The sequence below is a fragment of the Rhodococcus sp. NPDC057297 genome (assembly GCF_042667435.1).
In the GTDB taxonomy this organism is placed as follows: Bacteria; Actinomycetota; Actinomycetes; order Mycobacteriales; family Mycobacteriaceae; genus Rhodococcoides.
Map to the genome: position 1 here is coordinate 102027 of NZ_JBHUZE010000011.1, position 14365 is coordinate 116391.

Annotated in this window: 11 protein-coding genes; 7 read left to right on the forward strand and 4 right to left on the reverse strand. The window is 62.3% G+C overall.

Annotated features, from left to right (window positions below):
• The first annotated feature begins 16 nt into the window (after positions 1-16).
• From ACFULT_RS24925 to ACFULT_RS24935, 3 genes are all read left to right on the forward strand, one after another.
• Positions 17-475 carry a MaoC family dehydratase gene (locus ACFULT_RS24925; RefSeq protein ID WP_037112980.1) on the forward strand — a complete coding sequence of 153 codons (459 nt, stop codon included), beginning with the start codon at positions 17-19 and terminating at the stop codon, positions 473-475.
• A 104-nt stretch (positions 476-579) separates the two neighbouring features.
• On the forward strand, positions 580-1044 hold the full coding sequence (locus ACFULT_RS24930) for a MarR family winged helix-turn-helix transcriptional regulator (RefSeq protein ID WP_094719654.1): 465 nt from the start codon (positions 580-582) through the stop codon (positions 1042-1044).
• The gene (locus tag ACFULT_RS24935; protein ID WP_378482824.1) at positions 1041-1580 is read left to right on the forward strand and encodes a DUF5313 family protein; all 540 of its coding nucleotides are present in this window, start codon (positions 1041-1043) and stop codon (positions 1578-1580) included. Before ACFULT_RS24930 ends, ACFULT_RS24935 begins: the two co-directional genes overlap by 4 nt.
• A gap of 67 nt (positions 1581-1647) precedes the next feature.
• On the opposite strand, the gene ACFULT_RS24940 is transcribed toward ACFULT_RS24935, so the two are convergent.
• The 4 genes from ACFULT_RS24940 to ACFULT_RS24955 all read right to left on the reverse strand — a co-directional run bounded on the left by ACFULT_RS24940 (position 1648) and on the right by ACFULT_RS24955 (position 6513).
• Positions 1648-2757 carry an NDMA-dependent alcohol dehydrogenase gene (locus ACFULT_RS24940; protein WP_037112983.1) on the reverse strand — a complete coding sequence of 370 codons (1110 nt, stop codon included), beginning with the start codon at positions 2755-2757 and terminating at the stop codon, positions 1648-1650.
• Positions 2758-3048: 291 nt separating this feature from the next.
• A complete protein-coding gene (locus tag ACFULT_RS24945; protein WP_094719653.1) occupies positions 3049-4512 on the reverse strand; it encodes a benzaldehyde dehydrogenase in 1464 nt (487 codons plus the stop codon).
• Between the two features lie 130 nt (positions 4513-4642).
• Entirely contained in the window at positions 4643-5578 is a 936-nt protein-coding gene (locus ACFULT_RS24950; protein ID WP_378482825.1) for a helix-turn-helix domain-containing protein, read from the reverse strand.
• The gene (locus ACFULT_RS24955) at positions 5575-6513 is read right to left on the reverse strand and encodes a LysR family transcriptional regulator (RefSeq protein ID WP_094719651.1); all 939 of its coding nucleotides are present in this window, start codon (positions 6511-6513) and stop codon (positions 5575-5577) included. Before ACFULT_RS24955 ends, ACFULT_RS24950 begins: the two co-directional genes overlap by 4 nt.
• Positions 6514-6729: 216 nt before the next feature.
• On the opposite strand from ACFULT_RS24955, the gene benA reads away from it, so the two are divergent.
• The 4 genes from benA (at position 6730) to ACFULT_RS24975 (ending at position 14315) form a co-directional block, all read left to right on the forward strand.
• Positions 6730-8124: a benzoate 1,2-dioxygenase large subunit gene (gene benA / locus ACFULT_RS24960; RefSeq protein ID WP_378482826.1), complete on the forward strand. Its 1395-nt coding sequence runs from the start codon at positions 6730-6732 to the stop codon at positions 8122-8124.
• Positions 8121-8660 carry a benzoate 1,2-dioxygenase small subunit gene (gene benB, locus ACFULT_RS24965; RefSeq protein ID WP_037112990.1) on the forward strand — a complete coding sequence of 180 codons (540 nt, stop codon included), beginning with the start codon at positions 8121-8123 and terminating at the stop codon, positions 8658-8660. The genes benA and benB overlap by 4 nt, the downstream gene beginning before the upstream one ends.
• A gap of 58 nt (positions 8661-8718) precedes the next feature.
• A complete protein-coding gene (gene benC, locus ACFULT_RS24970) occupies positions 8719-11505 on the forward strand; it encodes a benzoate 1,2-dioxygenase electron transfer component BenC (RefSeq protein WP_378482827.1) in 2787 nt (928 codons plus the stop codon).
• Positions 11506-11576: 71 nt separating this feature from the next.
• A complete protein-coding gene (locus tag ACFULT_RS24975) occupies positions 11577-14315 on the forward strand; it encodes a LuxR C-terminal-related transcriptional regulator (protein WP_378482828.1) in 2739 nt (912 codons plus the stop codon).
• Positions 14316-14365 lie beyond the last annotated feature (50 nt).

The window sequence follows — 14365 nt, forward strand, 5'->3', positions numbered from 1 at the left end:
AAAGGCGAATCCCACAATGCGTACCTTCACAACACCCGCGGATCTCGACGCCGCCGTCGGGGAGGAACTGGGCACGAGCGAATGGACGCTCATCACCCAGGAGATGGTCGATCACTTCGCGGCGGCGACCGGTGATCATCAGTGGATACACGTGGACGTCGATCGTGCGACTCGGGAAAGTCCTTTCGGCGGACCGATTGCGCACGGATATCTGTCGCTGGCGCTGCTGCCGGCCCTTGCTGCGCAGATCTACGCGGTCGACGGTGCCAAGCTCGTGGTCAATTACGGATCCAACAAGGTGCGGTTCGTCAATCCTGTTCGTGTCGGCGCGCGCGTCCGTCTTCGTTCGGTGTTCACTTCGGTCGAAGAGGTGAAGGGCGGCGCTCTTCAAGTCTCTGTCTCACAGACACTCGAGATCGAGGACGCACCGAAGCCCGCGTTGGTGGCAGAGGCGATATCTCGCGTGCTCTTCTAAATCTTTCTGTGGATCGAACGCCGGGCCAGGTCGTGTCGTGATTCACCCTAATAATTAGGGCACTAATAGTTCGTGCACGTGTTGATATCGCGTACGGTGGGCCTATGCCAACCGAAACCGAGGTCGTGGATCCACTCGCGCTCGATCGCCAGGTTTGTTTCGCTCTTGCGGTCACGAACCGTGCCGTCCTCTCCGTGTATCGCCCGCTTCTCGAACCGATGGGTCTGACGCACCCGCAGTATCTGGTGATGCTTGCACTGTGGGAACAGTCTCCGCGAACGGTCAAAGGGATAGCGGAGGCTCTGCAACTCGATTCGCCGACGTTGTCCCCGCTGCTCAAGCGGCTGGAGGCAACTGGGATGCTGATCCGTTCCAGAAGCGCGACCGACGAGCGGGTTCTCGAGGTCCACCTCAGTGACGAGGGCGCGGCACTGCGGTCTCGGGCGGAAGCAATACCCGGAGCCGTAGTCGAGCGACTGGGCGTGGATCTTGCCGAGTTGGAGCATCTCCGTGTAGCCCTTGCGCGAATCAACGCGTCGGCTGTGTCCGCAGGGGCGTTGAAGCCGTGAATGGACATCGACCACGGCGTCCGCGACAGGATGCACGCAACACCGACATCACCACGGGGAGCGGGCGGCCGAACCCCGCTCAATGGTTCATGTACGCAGTCTTCGGTCGACCGTTACCCATTTCGATGCGGGAGTGGGTTCGACACGACCTTGTCGGTCCAGGCGCGGTTCCACGGCACTTGATCAGAGGCCTGCTTCCTTTCACACCGATATTCTTTGCGTTCCTGCTCCTGTTTCCCGGTGCGCTTTGGCTTCGTGCGTCGATGGTTCTGCTGAGTGTGTTGCTCGCGCTGTTCTACACGCTGGCCTTCATGGACCTGAACAGAGCGCGACGGCTCGAACTACCCGGTCTACCGGCGGACCTCAAGAGCGATCGTGCGCAGGAGCGACTGTCGAAGGAGCGCGCGACGTACGAGAAACTTCACGGGCCGTCGCGAACGTTCAGTTCGCCGATTTCCGGTGCGACGCCAATTGCCGGCCGTGAGATGGACCGTCAGCGTCCGCAGCGCAGGGCATCGGGAGACTCGACCAACTGAGGCAGATGTGGTGACCGCTCGATGCGGCTGCATCGCAGCCGCATCGAGCGGGGATCATCGCGTCACGTCAGAACGTGATGACGCCGCGTAGGTTTCGGCCCTCTCTCATGTCGGTGTACCCGGTGTTGACGTCGTCGAGCTTGTATGTCCGGGTTGCGAGTTCGTCGAGCTTGAGGTGCCCGCTTGCGTACAGGGAGAGCAGCTTAGGGATGTGGTAGCGGGGGTTCGCGGTCCCGAACAGAGATCCGATCACGCGCTTTTCCATGAGGACCAAGTCGAGTGCACTCATCGACACCGATTCCTCGGTCGCGCGGTGGAGGTTGGTCACGACGACACTTCCGCGCTTTGCCGTCATCGCCAACGACTTCGCGATCTGGTCTCCTTCGCCGACACCCATCGTGTTGACGACCACATTGGCACCCTTTCCCCAGGTCAGTTCCATGACGAGTTCCTGAGCCTCCTCGCTGGTCGACACTGCGTGCGTAGCTCCGAGCTCGAGGGACTTCTCCCGCTTGAAATCCGCAGGATCGACGGCGACGACGTGCTGTGCGCCGACGAGCGCTCCGCCCTGCACAGCATTTATGCCGATTCCACCGGTGCCGACTACTACGACTGTGTCGCCCGCTCGGGCGTTTCCAGCCAACACCATCGAACCCCACCCGGTGACGACGCCGCATCCGAGCAAACACGCTTTGTCGAGTCCGATCCCTGGTTCGATCTTGATGCAGTTCGCCTCGCTGACAACAGTGTGCTGAGCGAAAGTGCCCAGCAGGCACATCAATCCGAGATCCTGCCCCCGCGCATGGTGTCGTGCAGTGTGATCGGAGATCTGAGTGCCGTCACCCAGGTACTGGCCGTACTCACACAGGTTCTGCATTCCAGCAGAACACGCGGAACATCGCCCGCAGGCTGGAATGAATCCGAAGATCACCTGATCGCCCGCGGCCACATTCGTGACTCCCGGTCCGACTTCGAGAACTGTTCCTGCACCCTCGTGGCCGCCGATCATCGGGAGCGGCCAGGGCAGGTCGCCGGTGACGACGTGTTCGTCGGAGTGGCACAATCCGCTGCCGCCGAGTTCGACGAGAACCTCACCCGCCTTCGGCGGATCGAGGTCGATCTCCTCGACACTCCATTCGGCGCCGCGTTCCCAGAGAATCGCCGCTTGTGTTTTCATTCGAATTCCTCACGTGTGTGTTGAGAACGCCTCCACGAGAACCTGTTCGGGCGCAGATGAAGCTCCGTCGGCCGTCGATCGCCGCGATCGGCAGGTTCTGCGCATGTGATCGGTGCCACACTTGCGTTCTTCGTTCACTATGCAGCCCACATGAGGACGAAAGTTGATTATTTCCGTCACAACCGTAGTTGAAATGCGTCAGCCGCAATCGAAGTGGCTGTGCACACCGACGCACTCAGGCCCCGCCGGATGGAGGGGCCTGAATGCGGTGCGGGGCGGATCAGCGCGGTGTCAGAAGGGGAACGGATGGCCTTCTTCGCGTGTGGTGATCCACTGCCATCGAGTGAACTCGTCCCAGCTGCTCTGCGAGCCGAAGCGCGTTCCGTTGCCAGAGGCGCCGAATCCGCCGAACGGTGCGTACGCATCGTTGTTCAGCGTTTGATCGTTGATGTGAATGATGCCGGTCTGCAATCGATCTGCGAGATTTCGTCCTCGCTGCACGGATCCGGTCTGAATGGCTGCCACCAGACCGTATTCGGTATCGTTCGCGACGGCGACTGCCTCGTTCTCGTCCTTCACGACGACGACGGGGGCAACAGGTCCGAAAATTTCCTCGCGGAATGCTGCCATGTCGGTGGTCACTCCAGCCAGCACGGTGGGTTGATAGAAGAGGCCCTGATATGTGCCGCCTGCGCGAAGCTCGGCTCCGTCCGCGATGGTCTTCGACACGATCCGATCGACGTTCTTCAACTGCGACTCGTTGATCAGCGGGCCGAGTGCAACCTGCTCGGTGAACGGATCTCCCACAGGCAGATTCCTGGCCCGCGCCGCGAGTTTCCCGATGTACTGGTCCGCAACGGATTCGAGCACGATGTGTCTGCCTGCGGTCATACAGACCTGCCCTTGATGGAGGAATGCACCCCAGGCGCCGGCCGAACTAGCAACATCGAGGTCTGCGTCGTCGAGAATGAGAATGGCGTTGTTTCCGCCGAGTTCCAGGGATACTCGTTTGAGCGTGCGACCTGCAGTCTCGCCTACCTTGCGTCCGACCGCCGTCGAACCGGTGAACGAGACGGCTCCGATTCCCGGATGTTCGGCGACGGCGGCACCAGGCTCGGCATCACCCGGCAGGACGTGGAACAGGCCTTCCGGGAGACCTGCCTCCTCGAACAGCCGTGCAAACAGGACGCCGCCCGAAACGGAGGTCTGCACGTCGGGCTTGAGGACGACGGCGTTCCCGAGCGCGAGCGCAGGAGCAACCGCACGGATCGACAGGATCTGCGGGAAGTTCCACGGGCTTATGACGCCCACCACGCCCACTGGAACGCGGCGAGAGAAGCTGTCGCGGCCGGTTTCGCTGGTCGGCAGGAGGTGACCGTACGGCTGGGTCGGAAGTGCTGCAGCTTCCCACAATTCACCGAGAACCAAGCCGACCTCGAAGGCTGCTTTGCCTGGCACGGATCCGCCCTCGCGGATCAACCACTCTTCGAATTCGGAAGCGTTCTGTTCGAGCAACTTCGCAATATCGCGAATGCGCGCGGCGCGCTCGTGACCGGGAAGGGCTGCCCACGCCGGCTGGGCGGCCTGCGCGCGCTCGACCGCGTCGGCGACATCCTGCGCGTCGGCCAGACCGATCTGACCGAGTGTGGCACCGGTGGCGGGTTCGATGGTGGGACTGATGCCGCCACGGCCGTCGATCCAACCGCCGCTGTAGATCTTGCCGTGCCAGTCGGTACCGGCCAATGTTTCACTCATACTCCCCTGAAGTCCTTTCGGCGAATCGCTATGTGCTGCGTGCGAGTGCAGCAACTATGCGCGCGATGCACGACCCCGAATTGACCTTTTCCGTCATAGCCTCGAGCAGTTTCCGCCATCCCTGCGACCGCTACTCGAATTCGTCTCGGTCCGAGGAGGGAGACGATCCGAAGTGGCGCTTGTACAACCGCGAGAAGTGCGCAGCGTCTGCGAAGCACCAGCGCGCGGCGATTGCGCCGATGGTGACCCGTCGCGCGCGGACGTCGAGTAGTTCGCGTCGGGCGCCTTCCAAGCGCCAGTCGCGGATGCTGGCAGCGACGGTTGTCTGCTCGTGTTCGAAAAGTCGGTCGAGCGTGCGGGTGGACAAACCGTGCGCAGCGGCAACCGTGTTGTGCGACAGCTCCATGTCGTGAAGATTCCTCCGTACGTAATCGAGGACCGTCAGACGGAGGGCCTCGGCGGCATTGTCCTTCGAGGGCGCTGGGGGAGTCTCGGTGAGCGCGCTGCACAGAAGCTGCATGCCGGCGTCCGCGAAACGCAGGCGGGAACCCGTTCGATCCGATTCACCGGTCGCCAGGGACGCGTGGATGAACGAGGCCAATACCGTTCCGGCACCGGACGATGCATCGTGCACGTGGTGCATTACATCGTCGATCCAACGGCGCGGCAAATGCAACGAGCTCGGTGGGAACGCCATGACGGCGCATTCCCAGTCGCCCTCCAACAGCAGATCGTACGCGGAGCCCGTGTCGTACACGGCGAGTTGCCCGGGGTTGATCTGCAGCTCGTTCTCACCCTGGTGCACGACCGCTCGACCGCGTAACTGAACGCATACCTTCAGTGTGTCTGTCGGTTCGCGTCTCACTGCGCCACGGGTACGTCGAACGATCTGGGGTGAACCCGAAACGCGAAATGTGCGTACGGCACCGAGTGAGGCTGCGACGATCGTGCCTCTCGTGGGACGGTCGTCGACGCCCTCCGGTAGCAGGCCTGCGAAGGCAGAGCTCAGCTCGGTTCTCCACAGATCGCTGTTGTCCGCGTCCCGACTACTGTCGATGACCGTCATCGAACACCCTCCCCGTCCGGGGAATCGACGTAGCTCGTGCCGGCTCTGTCGGACGTCGGAATGTGGGCAACGTCGAGTGCGGAGAGCAAGTTGTTCACCAGTGCCGAGGGCGGCGATTCGTTCCACGCCAGAGCTAGATCGACAGTTCCGCTGTTCTCGATCTCCCGGAAAGTTACCCCGCCCAGCGGAAGTGCACGTGCGGACTCCGGGACCAAGGCGATACCGAGGCCTGCGGCGACCAACGCGAGCAACACCGATGTCCCCGGTGCAGCATGCTGGCGACGAGGAGTGAATCCGGCTGCGCGGCAACATCGTGCGACGGCATCGTTCACCGCCGAATCGGGGTCGCTGTACATGACGAAGTCCTCCTGAGCGAGATCGGTGATCGCGAGAACCGGTTCAACGCTGAGCCTGTGGTCGATTGGAAGTGCCGCGACGAGGGATTCCTCGGCAATAGTGCGAACGACGAGGTCGGTCCCGGCGACAGGCGGCCTCAGCACGGCCAGGTCGAGTTGGCCGGATCGTAGCCCGTCGACCAGCGCGGGAGTCAATAGGTCGCCGTGGATCTCGAGGGCGACGCCGGGCATGCGCTGCTTCGCGGTACGCGCAATCACCGGCAGTCTGTCGAACGAGGACGTACCGGTGAACCCGAGCCTGATCAGGCCTTGTCGACCGGCCGCGATGCGCCGTACCGAGCGTCGAGTGTGGGCGAGACCGTCGAGATTCCGGACGGTCTCGCGGTAGAAGAATTCGCCCGCGGGCGTCCTGCGGACCTGGCGAGTGGTCCGTTCGAAAAGAGCGACACCCAGTTCTTTCTCCAGTTGCCGGACCGACTGCGACACTGCTGGCTGCGCCAATCCCAGTCGTGTCGCGGCACGACCGAAGTGCCGCTCCTCGGCAACCGCGACGAAGTGCTGGAGGTGTCTCAGTTCCATGCAGCCGTGCCCCCTCGGTGTTCGCTTCAGTACGTCAGCGTGATCCCGTTCACAGTATTCTCGTATTGGGTCGTTGACAAAGAACGAAAAATGGTCGATTGATAAGCAATGCTTATCAAAGGTCCCCTGGGTCAGACCTAGGGTGATACCTAGTGTGATTGATGCCACTCGGTGAAATTGTCGTGTTCCAGGGAACAAACTTCTGTGGAGGACTAGATGACCGAGATCTTGGATCACGTACAGGCCACCCTCGACAATGCCGTCGTGGATGACGCCGAGGCTGGGGTGTACCGCGCAAACCGCAGTATTTTCACCGACGAAGAAGTGTTCGAGCTCGAGATGAGACACATCTTCGAGGGCAATTGGATCTACCTGGCTCACGAAAGCCAGCTGCCCAACAATGGCGATTACTTCACTGTGCACATGGGGCGTCAGCCTGTCGTGATCACGCGCGACAAAGAGGGTGAACTGCACTGCCTCATCAACGCGTGTGCTCATCGAGGTGCGATGCTGTGCCGCCGGAAGACGGACAATCGCCCCACCCTCACGTGTCCCTTCCACGGTTGGACTTTTCGGAACGACGGGACGTTGCTCAAGGTCAAAGATCCCGACGGGGCAGGCTACCCGGACACGTTCGACGTCGAAGGCTCGCACAACCTGACGAAGGTCCCACGGTTCGAGAGCTACCGCGGATTCCTCTTCGGAAGTCTCAACGATGATGTGTCCTCGCTCGAAGAACACCTCGGCGACACGACCAAGGTCATCGACATGCTCGTCGACCAGTCACCGGATGGGCTGGAGGTTCTCCGCGGTTCGTCGTCCTACACATTCGACGGAAACTGGAAAGTGCAGGCAGAGAACGGTGCCGATGGCTATCATGTCTCGGCTGTGCATTGGAATTACGCCGCCACTACTTCACGGCGTAACAACGGAGAGTCCAAGAACACCACCAAAGCACTCGACGCAGGCGGCTGGGGTAAGTCCGGGGGAGGGTACTGGTCCTACCCCAACGGACATCTCTGCCTGTGGACCTGGGCTGCGAACCCGCAGGATCGTCCTCTGTGGGACCAGATGGACAAGCTCAAAGAGAAGTTCGGCGATGCAAAAGGTGAGTTCATGGTGAAGGGCTCGCGTAACTTGTGCCTGTATCCGAACGTCTATCTGATGGACCAATTCAGCACGCAGATCAGACAGTTTCGACCGATCGCACCCAACAAGACCGAAGTGACGATCTATTGCATCGCTCCCAAAGGGGAGAGCAAAGCCGCGCGTTCGCACCGGATTCGTCAGTACGAGGACTTCTTCAACGCGTCGGGTATGGCAACCCCGGACGACCTGGAGGAGTTTCGGTCGTGCCAACTCACCTTCCAGGCGACGAACGCGCCCTGGAACGACATGAGCCGCGGTGCCGAGCACTGGCTGACCGGACCCGACCCCGTAGCAGAGGCGCTCGACATGCACGGCGTCATCTCGGCAGGGGTCAAGAACGAGGACGAAGGACTGTTCACGGTCCAGCATGGTTATTGGCGCCAGACCCTGCTCGACGCACTCGAGAAGCAACGCGCCGCGGAGAGTGCCGGCGCTACGCAGCCGAAGGAGGCCCGAGCATGACCGCCGCAACGACCGACGAGAACTCGGCCCCGGCAGATTCAGCCCGCGTGATCGATCAGGTCGCAATCGAGCAGTTTCTGTACCGCGAGGCCCGCTACCTCGATGACCGCGAGTTCGAGAAGTGGCTCACGTGCTATGCCGACGACGTCGAATACTGGATGCCCAGCTGGGGCGACGACGACCTCCTCACCGAGGACCCGCAGACGGACATCTCTCTGATCTACTACGAGAACAAGGGTGGTCTGGAAGACCGGGTGTTCCGGATCAGGACCGAACGATCCAGCGCGACATCGATTCCGGAACCGCGCACGAGCCACAACATCAGCAACGTCGAGGTGATAGAACGACGCGGCGACATTGTCGATGTTCGGTTCAACTGGCACACGATGTACTTCCGCTACAAGACAATCGACCCGTACTACGGGACATCGTTCTACACGATCGACTTTTCCGGTGACGCACCACTCATTCGCCGAAAGACCGTGGTGCTCAAGAACGACTACATCCACCACGTCGTCGATATCTATCACTTCTGACCGATCCTTGCCTCGAAAGCACAGGTCGGAGAGGACTCTCTGAAATGAGTGACTGCACATGAGCCACCGCGTAGCACTGTCGTTCGAGGACGGTGTCACCCGATTCGTCGACTGCGAGCCCGGCCAGACCGTTGCCGACGCTGCCTACAGATCACGCATCAACATTCCGCTGGATTGCCGTGACGGCGCGTGTGGCACGTGCAAGGCGGTATGCGAGTCCGGCGAGTTCGACGCGGGAAGCTACCTCGACGATGCGCTGAGCCCGCAGGAAGCGGACGAGGGTTTCTGCCTGCCGTGCAGCATGAGTCCCAAGTCCGATCTTGTCCTCCAGATCGCAAGCACGTCGGCAGTGGCGAAGACGAAGGCCGCTTCGCACGACACCACTATTACTGCGGTCGAGGAGCTGTCTCCGACGACTGTCCGACTCGCTGTTCAAGCGCCTCCCGGGGGCCTGGCGTTCCTGCCGGGCCAGTACGTCAACATCTCGGTGCCAGGCAGTTCGGACACGAGGTCCTACTCGTTCAGCACAGCCCCGGGCTCGGAGGACTTCGAGTTCTTGGTCAAATTGACACCGGGTGGACTCATGTCCAGATACCTGTCCGAGCGCGCTGACGTCGGTGAGGACATCACCTTCACCGGTCCTCATGGCAGCTTCTTCCTTCGCGAAGCCGACCGCCCTGCCCTTCTGCTTGCCGGGGGCACCGGACTGGCCCCGATACTGTCGATTCTGCGCAAATTGGAGATCGATTCGAGCACGCGGCCGATCCACTTGATCTACGGGGTGAGCTCGGACGACGATCTCGTCGAGCTGGACACGCTTGCTGCTCTTGCCAAGACTCTGGAATCGTTCACCTGGGATTATGTGGTCACAGATCCGAAATCCTCGGCTCCGAACAAGGGATACGTCACCTCTCTCATCGAAGACGAGCACCTGAACGATGGCGACGTCGCGGTGTATCTCTGTGGCCCACCCCCGATGGTCGAGGCAGTCCGCAGCTACTTCGCCGACAAAGGTGTCGAGCCGACTGGCTTCTACTATGAGAAATTCGCGCCGTCGACACAGTCTGCATCCAAGATTGCGGAGCCTGAACCCGACACTGGCGCTCCCGCAGACGAATTGGCCAACAGTGTCGTCGTCGATTCCGTCGATTCCGTCGATTCCGTCGGCGAAGTCGGACCGGAGCCCGATGCAGTGCTCGACGTCGAGTCCGGCCCGCCGCCGCGTGAGGTGATACACGCGAACGTCACGACCGCCGCCGAGCCGATCGGAACTGCGTCGCGAACCCTCTTCGGCCGACCGCTGTTCGATCGACGCGATCTCGCCCCTGCACGGTCGACCGACACCCTCGTCCCGCGCGAAGACGAGCTGCTGGCCATGCGCGCCATCGCGGGCCAGCACGTAGCCAAGGCCGGCTCTGATGCGCAACCGGTAGAGCTCGATGCAGGCTCGCCCATGCTCGAGAACGGCGACGCACGTTCATTGGCGGGACAGCGAATCTGGACCGAACGGGAGATCACGCCTCTGTTCGATCGCGACACCGTGGAAACGCCCGCGATCGATCCGGAGCTCTCCGACGGATACGAAATCGGCGAGGAACATCCGTCAGTGCACGAGTCCGATGCGGTTTTCGAGGCACGTCGAGCCCTGGAGTTGGGCGCGCTCGAATTGGTGATCGGACGGCTCAGTACACAGCAGATCGCCGGCTACCGACTCTTGGCCGAGACGACGACGAAATATGTCGAAGGCGACCGATTCCTCGACGCTGCGGCCTATACCGAGACCAATGCTGCGTTCCACGACTACCTTTTCACGCAAACCGGAAACGAACATCTACTGCAGGCGTATCAGGCACTCGGGGTGAAAGCCGCAATGGCCGAGGCGTTGCGTAATGCGACGTGGTGCGACCCGTTGTGCGCGCAGGACCACCTCGACATCGTCGACGCATTCGAAGCCCGGGACCGTGACCGGGCGAGGACGTTGATCGCCGAGCACGCAGACCGATCCAAGATCACCATGAAGCGGGCCATGCACGACACTGCAGTGTCCAAGCGACCGAAGTTCGTCACCCCAGGTCGATTCTCGGGTAAGGCGGTGTTGGTCACCGGTGCTGCCCAAGGCATCGGTGAATGCGTTGCCCGACGGATAGCAGCGGAGGGCGGAACGCTGCTGCTGGCAGACCGATCGGAGTTGGTGGACTCGCTGGCCGAGGAATTCGTGAAGGACGGCGTCGACGCGACGAGCGTGCTCGCCGACCTGGAGACCTGGGACGGCGCGTCTGCTGCTGTCGAGAAGGCGTTGACGGAATTCGGGCGCATCGACGTGGCGATCCACGTGGTGGGCGGGACGATCTGGGCCAAGCCGTTCGCGAATTACCCCCCTGATCAGATAGAGAAGGAAATTTCTCGGTCGTTGTTCCCGACCCTGTGGTCGTGTCGCGCAGTGATCGGGCACATGATCGAACGGGGCCGAGGCACAATCGTCAACGTGTCATCGGTCGCCACCAGGGGTGTACACCGAGTCCCTTACGCGGCGGCGAAAGGCGGTGTGAACGCCATCACGTCGGCGCTCGCACTCGAGGCTGCTCCGCACGGTGTGCGTGTCGTGGCGACTGCTCCGGGAGGTACCGACGCGCCTCCTCGGCGAGTAGCGCGCGGACCTGCGCCGTCCACCGATCAGGAGAAGGAGTGGTACCAGGCGATCGTCGATCAGACCGTCGACTCGTCGCTGCTGGGCCGTTACGGAACCTTGGACGAGCAAGCTGCGGCGATCTGTTTCCTGGCCTCCGAAGAGGCGTCGTACATCACCGGAACCGTTCTTCCGGTTGCCGGCGGAGATCTGGGCTGACCGGGTCTGCGGACATGTCGGGCTTCGCGCGATCCCGAGACCGCATCGGCCGGGATGACTACCGTGAAACCATGACCGAACGGGTCGTGTTGACGGGACGCGGCGAACAGTTGGAGGAACTGCTCGCCGCGATCTCGCGTATGGACGAATCCGGTTCGGTCTTCGTGGTAGTCGATGGAGCGAGGGGAGTTGGGAGGTCCGCTTTTCTCGAGGGCCTCGCACAGCGTTTGGAGATTCGGGACGCGCCGCCGCGAGTCGTTCGAGTGGTGGGAGTGCCATGGGAGTCTGCGATTCCGTTCGGTGTTCTCGATCAGTTGGCTCCGTCGTCGACGGTCCGAGGAACGCAGGACGACTACTTCGCACCTGCCGCTCACATCGTCTCTGCTTTGCTCACCGTCTCGGCGGAGGGGCCACTGGCGACTGTTCTGTTGATCGATGATGCGCAGGACGCCGATGCCAGTTCGCTTCGGGCACTGGCAACGGCAGTACGGCACAACAGAAGCGCGCGACTGGCGGTCGTGTGCACCAGACGTCCCCGCCCCGCGGGAGATCCAGAAACACATCGAGTACTGGACGTGGCGGCGGATCGTCGGTTCGTTCTGTCACCGCTCAGGATCGGCTCTGTTGCCGAGATGGCGGCCGAACGCGGAATTGCGCTGTCCGTGTCGTCGGTCGGAGAGTTGGTCCGCCACACCGGAGGCCTGCCCAAGCACATCTCGGCACTGCTCGACGAGTTACCTCGGGACGTGTGGCGTGGGGTCCGCCCACAACTCCCGGCACCCTCTTTTGTCTTTTCCGAGGTTCGGGCGTCGTTGTCGGAATGCGATTCGGTTGCGCGTCGCATGGTCGAGGCTGTTGCCGTCCTCGGGTCTGCGGGCGCGCTTCCGACGGTGTGCTCCCTTGCACGGATCGAGGATCCGTGGACGGCCATCGATGCCGCCGAGCGACGTGGTTTGCTCGTGGTGCATCACGAATCGTCCGCGATCGTTCTCGACATTCCCGATCCGATGGTTCGCGCGGCCGTTCTCGCGACGATGAGCCGACCGCTTCGTGCGCACATGCACAGGCAAGCAGCCGAAGTGCTCACGGACCCAGCCGATGTGCTCGCCCACACCGTCGAAGCCGACCCTCTACCCGGGATCGGAATGAGCGAGGAACTCGCCCACCTGGCAACCGAACGCGCGGCTCGTGGCGAATGGGCAACGGCCGCAGAGTTGTTCGAATTGTCGAGTAGAACTGCCGTGGAGCCGGGGCGTCGCGACGACATGATCGTGAGGGCAGTGGACGCGCTTCTCGGTGCGGGAGATGTGCGAACCGCGGCGGGACATGTGGCCGAGATCGAGTCTCTCGCCGAGACGCCGATGCGCAATGCAGTTCTGGGTTATCTCGCGATCCTTCGCGGTCGTCCACAGGAAGCCGACGCGCGCCTCGAACGCGCCTGGCAATTGGTCCGCACGAGCCGGGAGCCGGAGATCGCCGCGGTGATCTGCCACCGGCAGGTGTTGCACAATCTTGCGCGCTGCGACGGTGCAAAGTTGGTGGAGTGGGCAGACCGTGCCGTGGAGTTGGTCGGCGCCGACCATTCCACGGCAGTCGAAGCCCAGGCCATACGGGGCCTCGGACTCGGTGGTACCGGTCGGACTACGGAAGCTCTGGCGAGCTATCGAGATCTCTGGGGCCAAGCTGGTACCGGGGCCGTAGGCCAGCGCGTTCAGATGGGTGCAGGGTGGCTACATCTTGCGACCGACCATGTCGAACTCGCTCGAGCCGAGCTGGAATCGGCCGCACCGACCGACTTTCTCGGAGGGTCCACCCGAATCGCTTTGTGGGCCCGCGCTTGGGTTGCCCGAACCTATTTCGTGACCGGCGATTGGGATGCTGCGTTGCGGACGGTCGGTGAAGGTGCCGATCTAGGGGACAGTTCCGGACAGGCGCTGATCGTTCCGTTGTTGCAGTGGACTGCAACTCAGATTCATGCGTTGCGCGGAGACTGGGTAGCGGCGTCGGACAGCGCGCGTCGGGGGGACGCCGGAGCGCGCGATTATGCGATCATGCGAGTACCCGCGGCCCTGGCTCACGCCGCAGTCGCCGAAGCACGGGCCGACTACCCGGCAGTGTTGCGGGCACTCGCCCCGCTGACCGAACCGTGGGCACGCAAGGATGTGTCCGAGACCGGTTTCTGGCCGTGGCCGGACGTGTACGCAAACGCTCTCGTCGTCGAGGGTCGTCTGCAGGAAGCGGACGAATTTCTCGCCGAGCACGAGGCCAGAGCGACGGTGAACGCGCACAGGTCCGGATCGGCCAGACTGGCCTGTGCTCGGGGACGTCTGCACGGCGCACTGGGCGACCTCGACTCGGCACGGGTGTCGTTCGAGCACGCTCTCACGCTGCTGGCACCGCTTCCACTGGTCTACGATCGTGCTCGCGTCAACTTCGCGTACGGACAGACGCTACGGCGTGCAGGCAAGCGTCGTGAGGCAGACAGCGTGATAGCTGCCGCCCGCGAGGGATACCTGGCGATCGGTGCCACGACGTACGTCCGCAGGTGCGACCGAGAATTGAAGGCCGGCGGAGTGCACGCTGTCCTCAAAGACCGTCCCAGCGACACGTTGACACCACAGGAGGACGCCGTTGCCGGTCTCGTGTCGACCGGAATGACCAATCGTGAAGTCGCGTCAGAGCTGTTTCTTTCGGTGAAAACGGTTCAGTTTCACTTGACGCGGGTCTACGCGAAACTCGGAATCCGTTCACGCGCAGAGTTGGCGGCAACCAAAGCTCGGGAACGACCGACGTTCGCAGCAGAATCCTAGGCCAAGGTTGGGCAAAGCCCTGGTGTGATCTGCCCCAGGTAGCGACACGA

What these genes read in the sequence shown, in the direction of transcription:
- ACFULT_RS24925 (WP_037112980.1), top strand. Translation starts at nt 17, where the DNA reads ATGCGTACCTTCACAACACCCGCGGATCTCGACGCCGCCGTCGGGGAG.
- ACFULT_RS24930 (WP_094719654.1), top strand. Translation starts at nt 580, where the DNA reads ATGCCAACCGAAACCGAGGTCGTGGATCCACTCGCGCTCGATCGCCAG.
- ACFULT_RS24940 (WP_037112983.1), bottom strand. Translation starts at nt 2,757, where the DNA reads ATGAAAACACAAGCGGCGATTCTCTGGGAACGCGGCGCCGAATGGAGT.
- ACFULT_RS24945 (WP_094719653.1), bottom strand. Translation starts at nt 4,512, where the DNA reads ATGAGTGAAACATTGGCCGGTACCGACTGGCACGGCAAGATCTACAGC.
- ACFULT_RS24950 (WP_378482825.1), bottom strand. Translation starts at nt 5,578, where the DNA reads ATGACGGTCATCGACAGTAGTCGGGACGCGGACAACAGCGATCTGTGG.
- ACFULT_RS24955 (WP_094719651.1), bottom strand. Translation starts at nt 6,513, where the DNA reads ATGGAACTGAGACACCTCCAGCACTTCGTCGCGGTTGCCGAGGAGCGG.
- benA (WP_378482826.1), top strand. Translation starts at nt 6,730, where the DNA reads ATGACCGAGATCTTGGATCACGTACAGGCCACCCTCGACAATGCCGTC.
- benB (WP_037112990.1), top strand. Translation starts at nt 8,121, where the DNA reads ATGACCGCCGCAACGACCGACGAGAACTCGGCCCCGGCAGATTCAGCC.
- benC (WP_378482827.1), top strand. Translation starts at nt 8,719, where the DNA reads ATGAGCCACCGCGTAGCACTGTCGTTCGAGGACGGTGTCACCCGATTC.
- ACFULT_RS24975 (WP_378482828.1), top strand. Translation starts at nt 11,577, where the DNA reads ATGACCGAACGGGTCGTGTTGACGGGACGCGGCGAACAGTTGGAGGAA.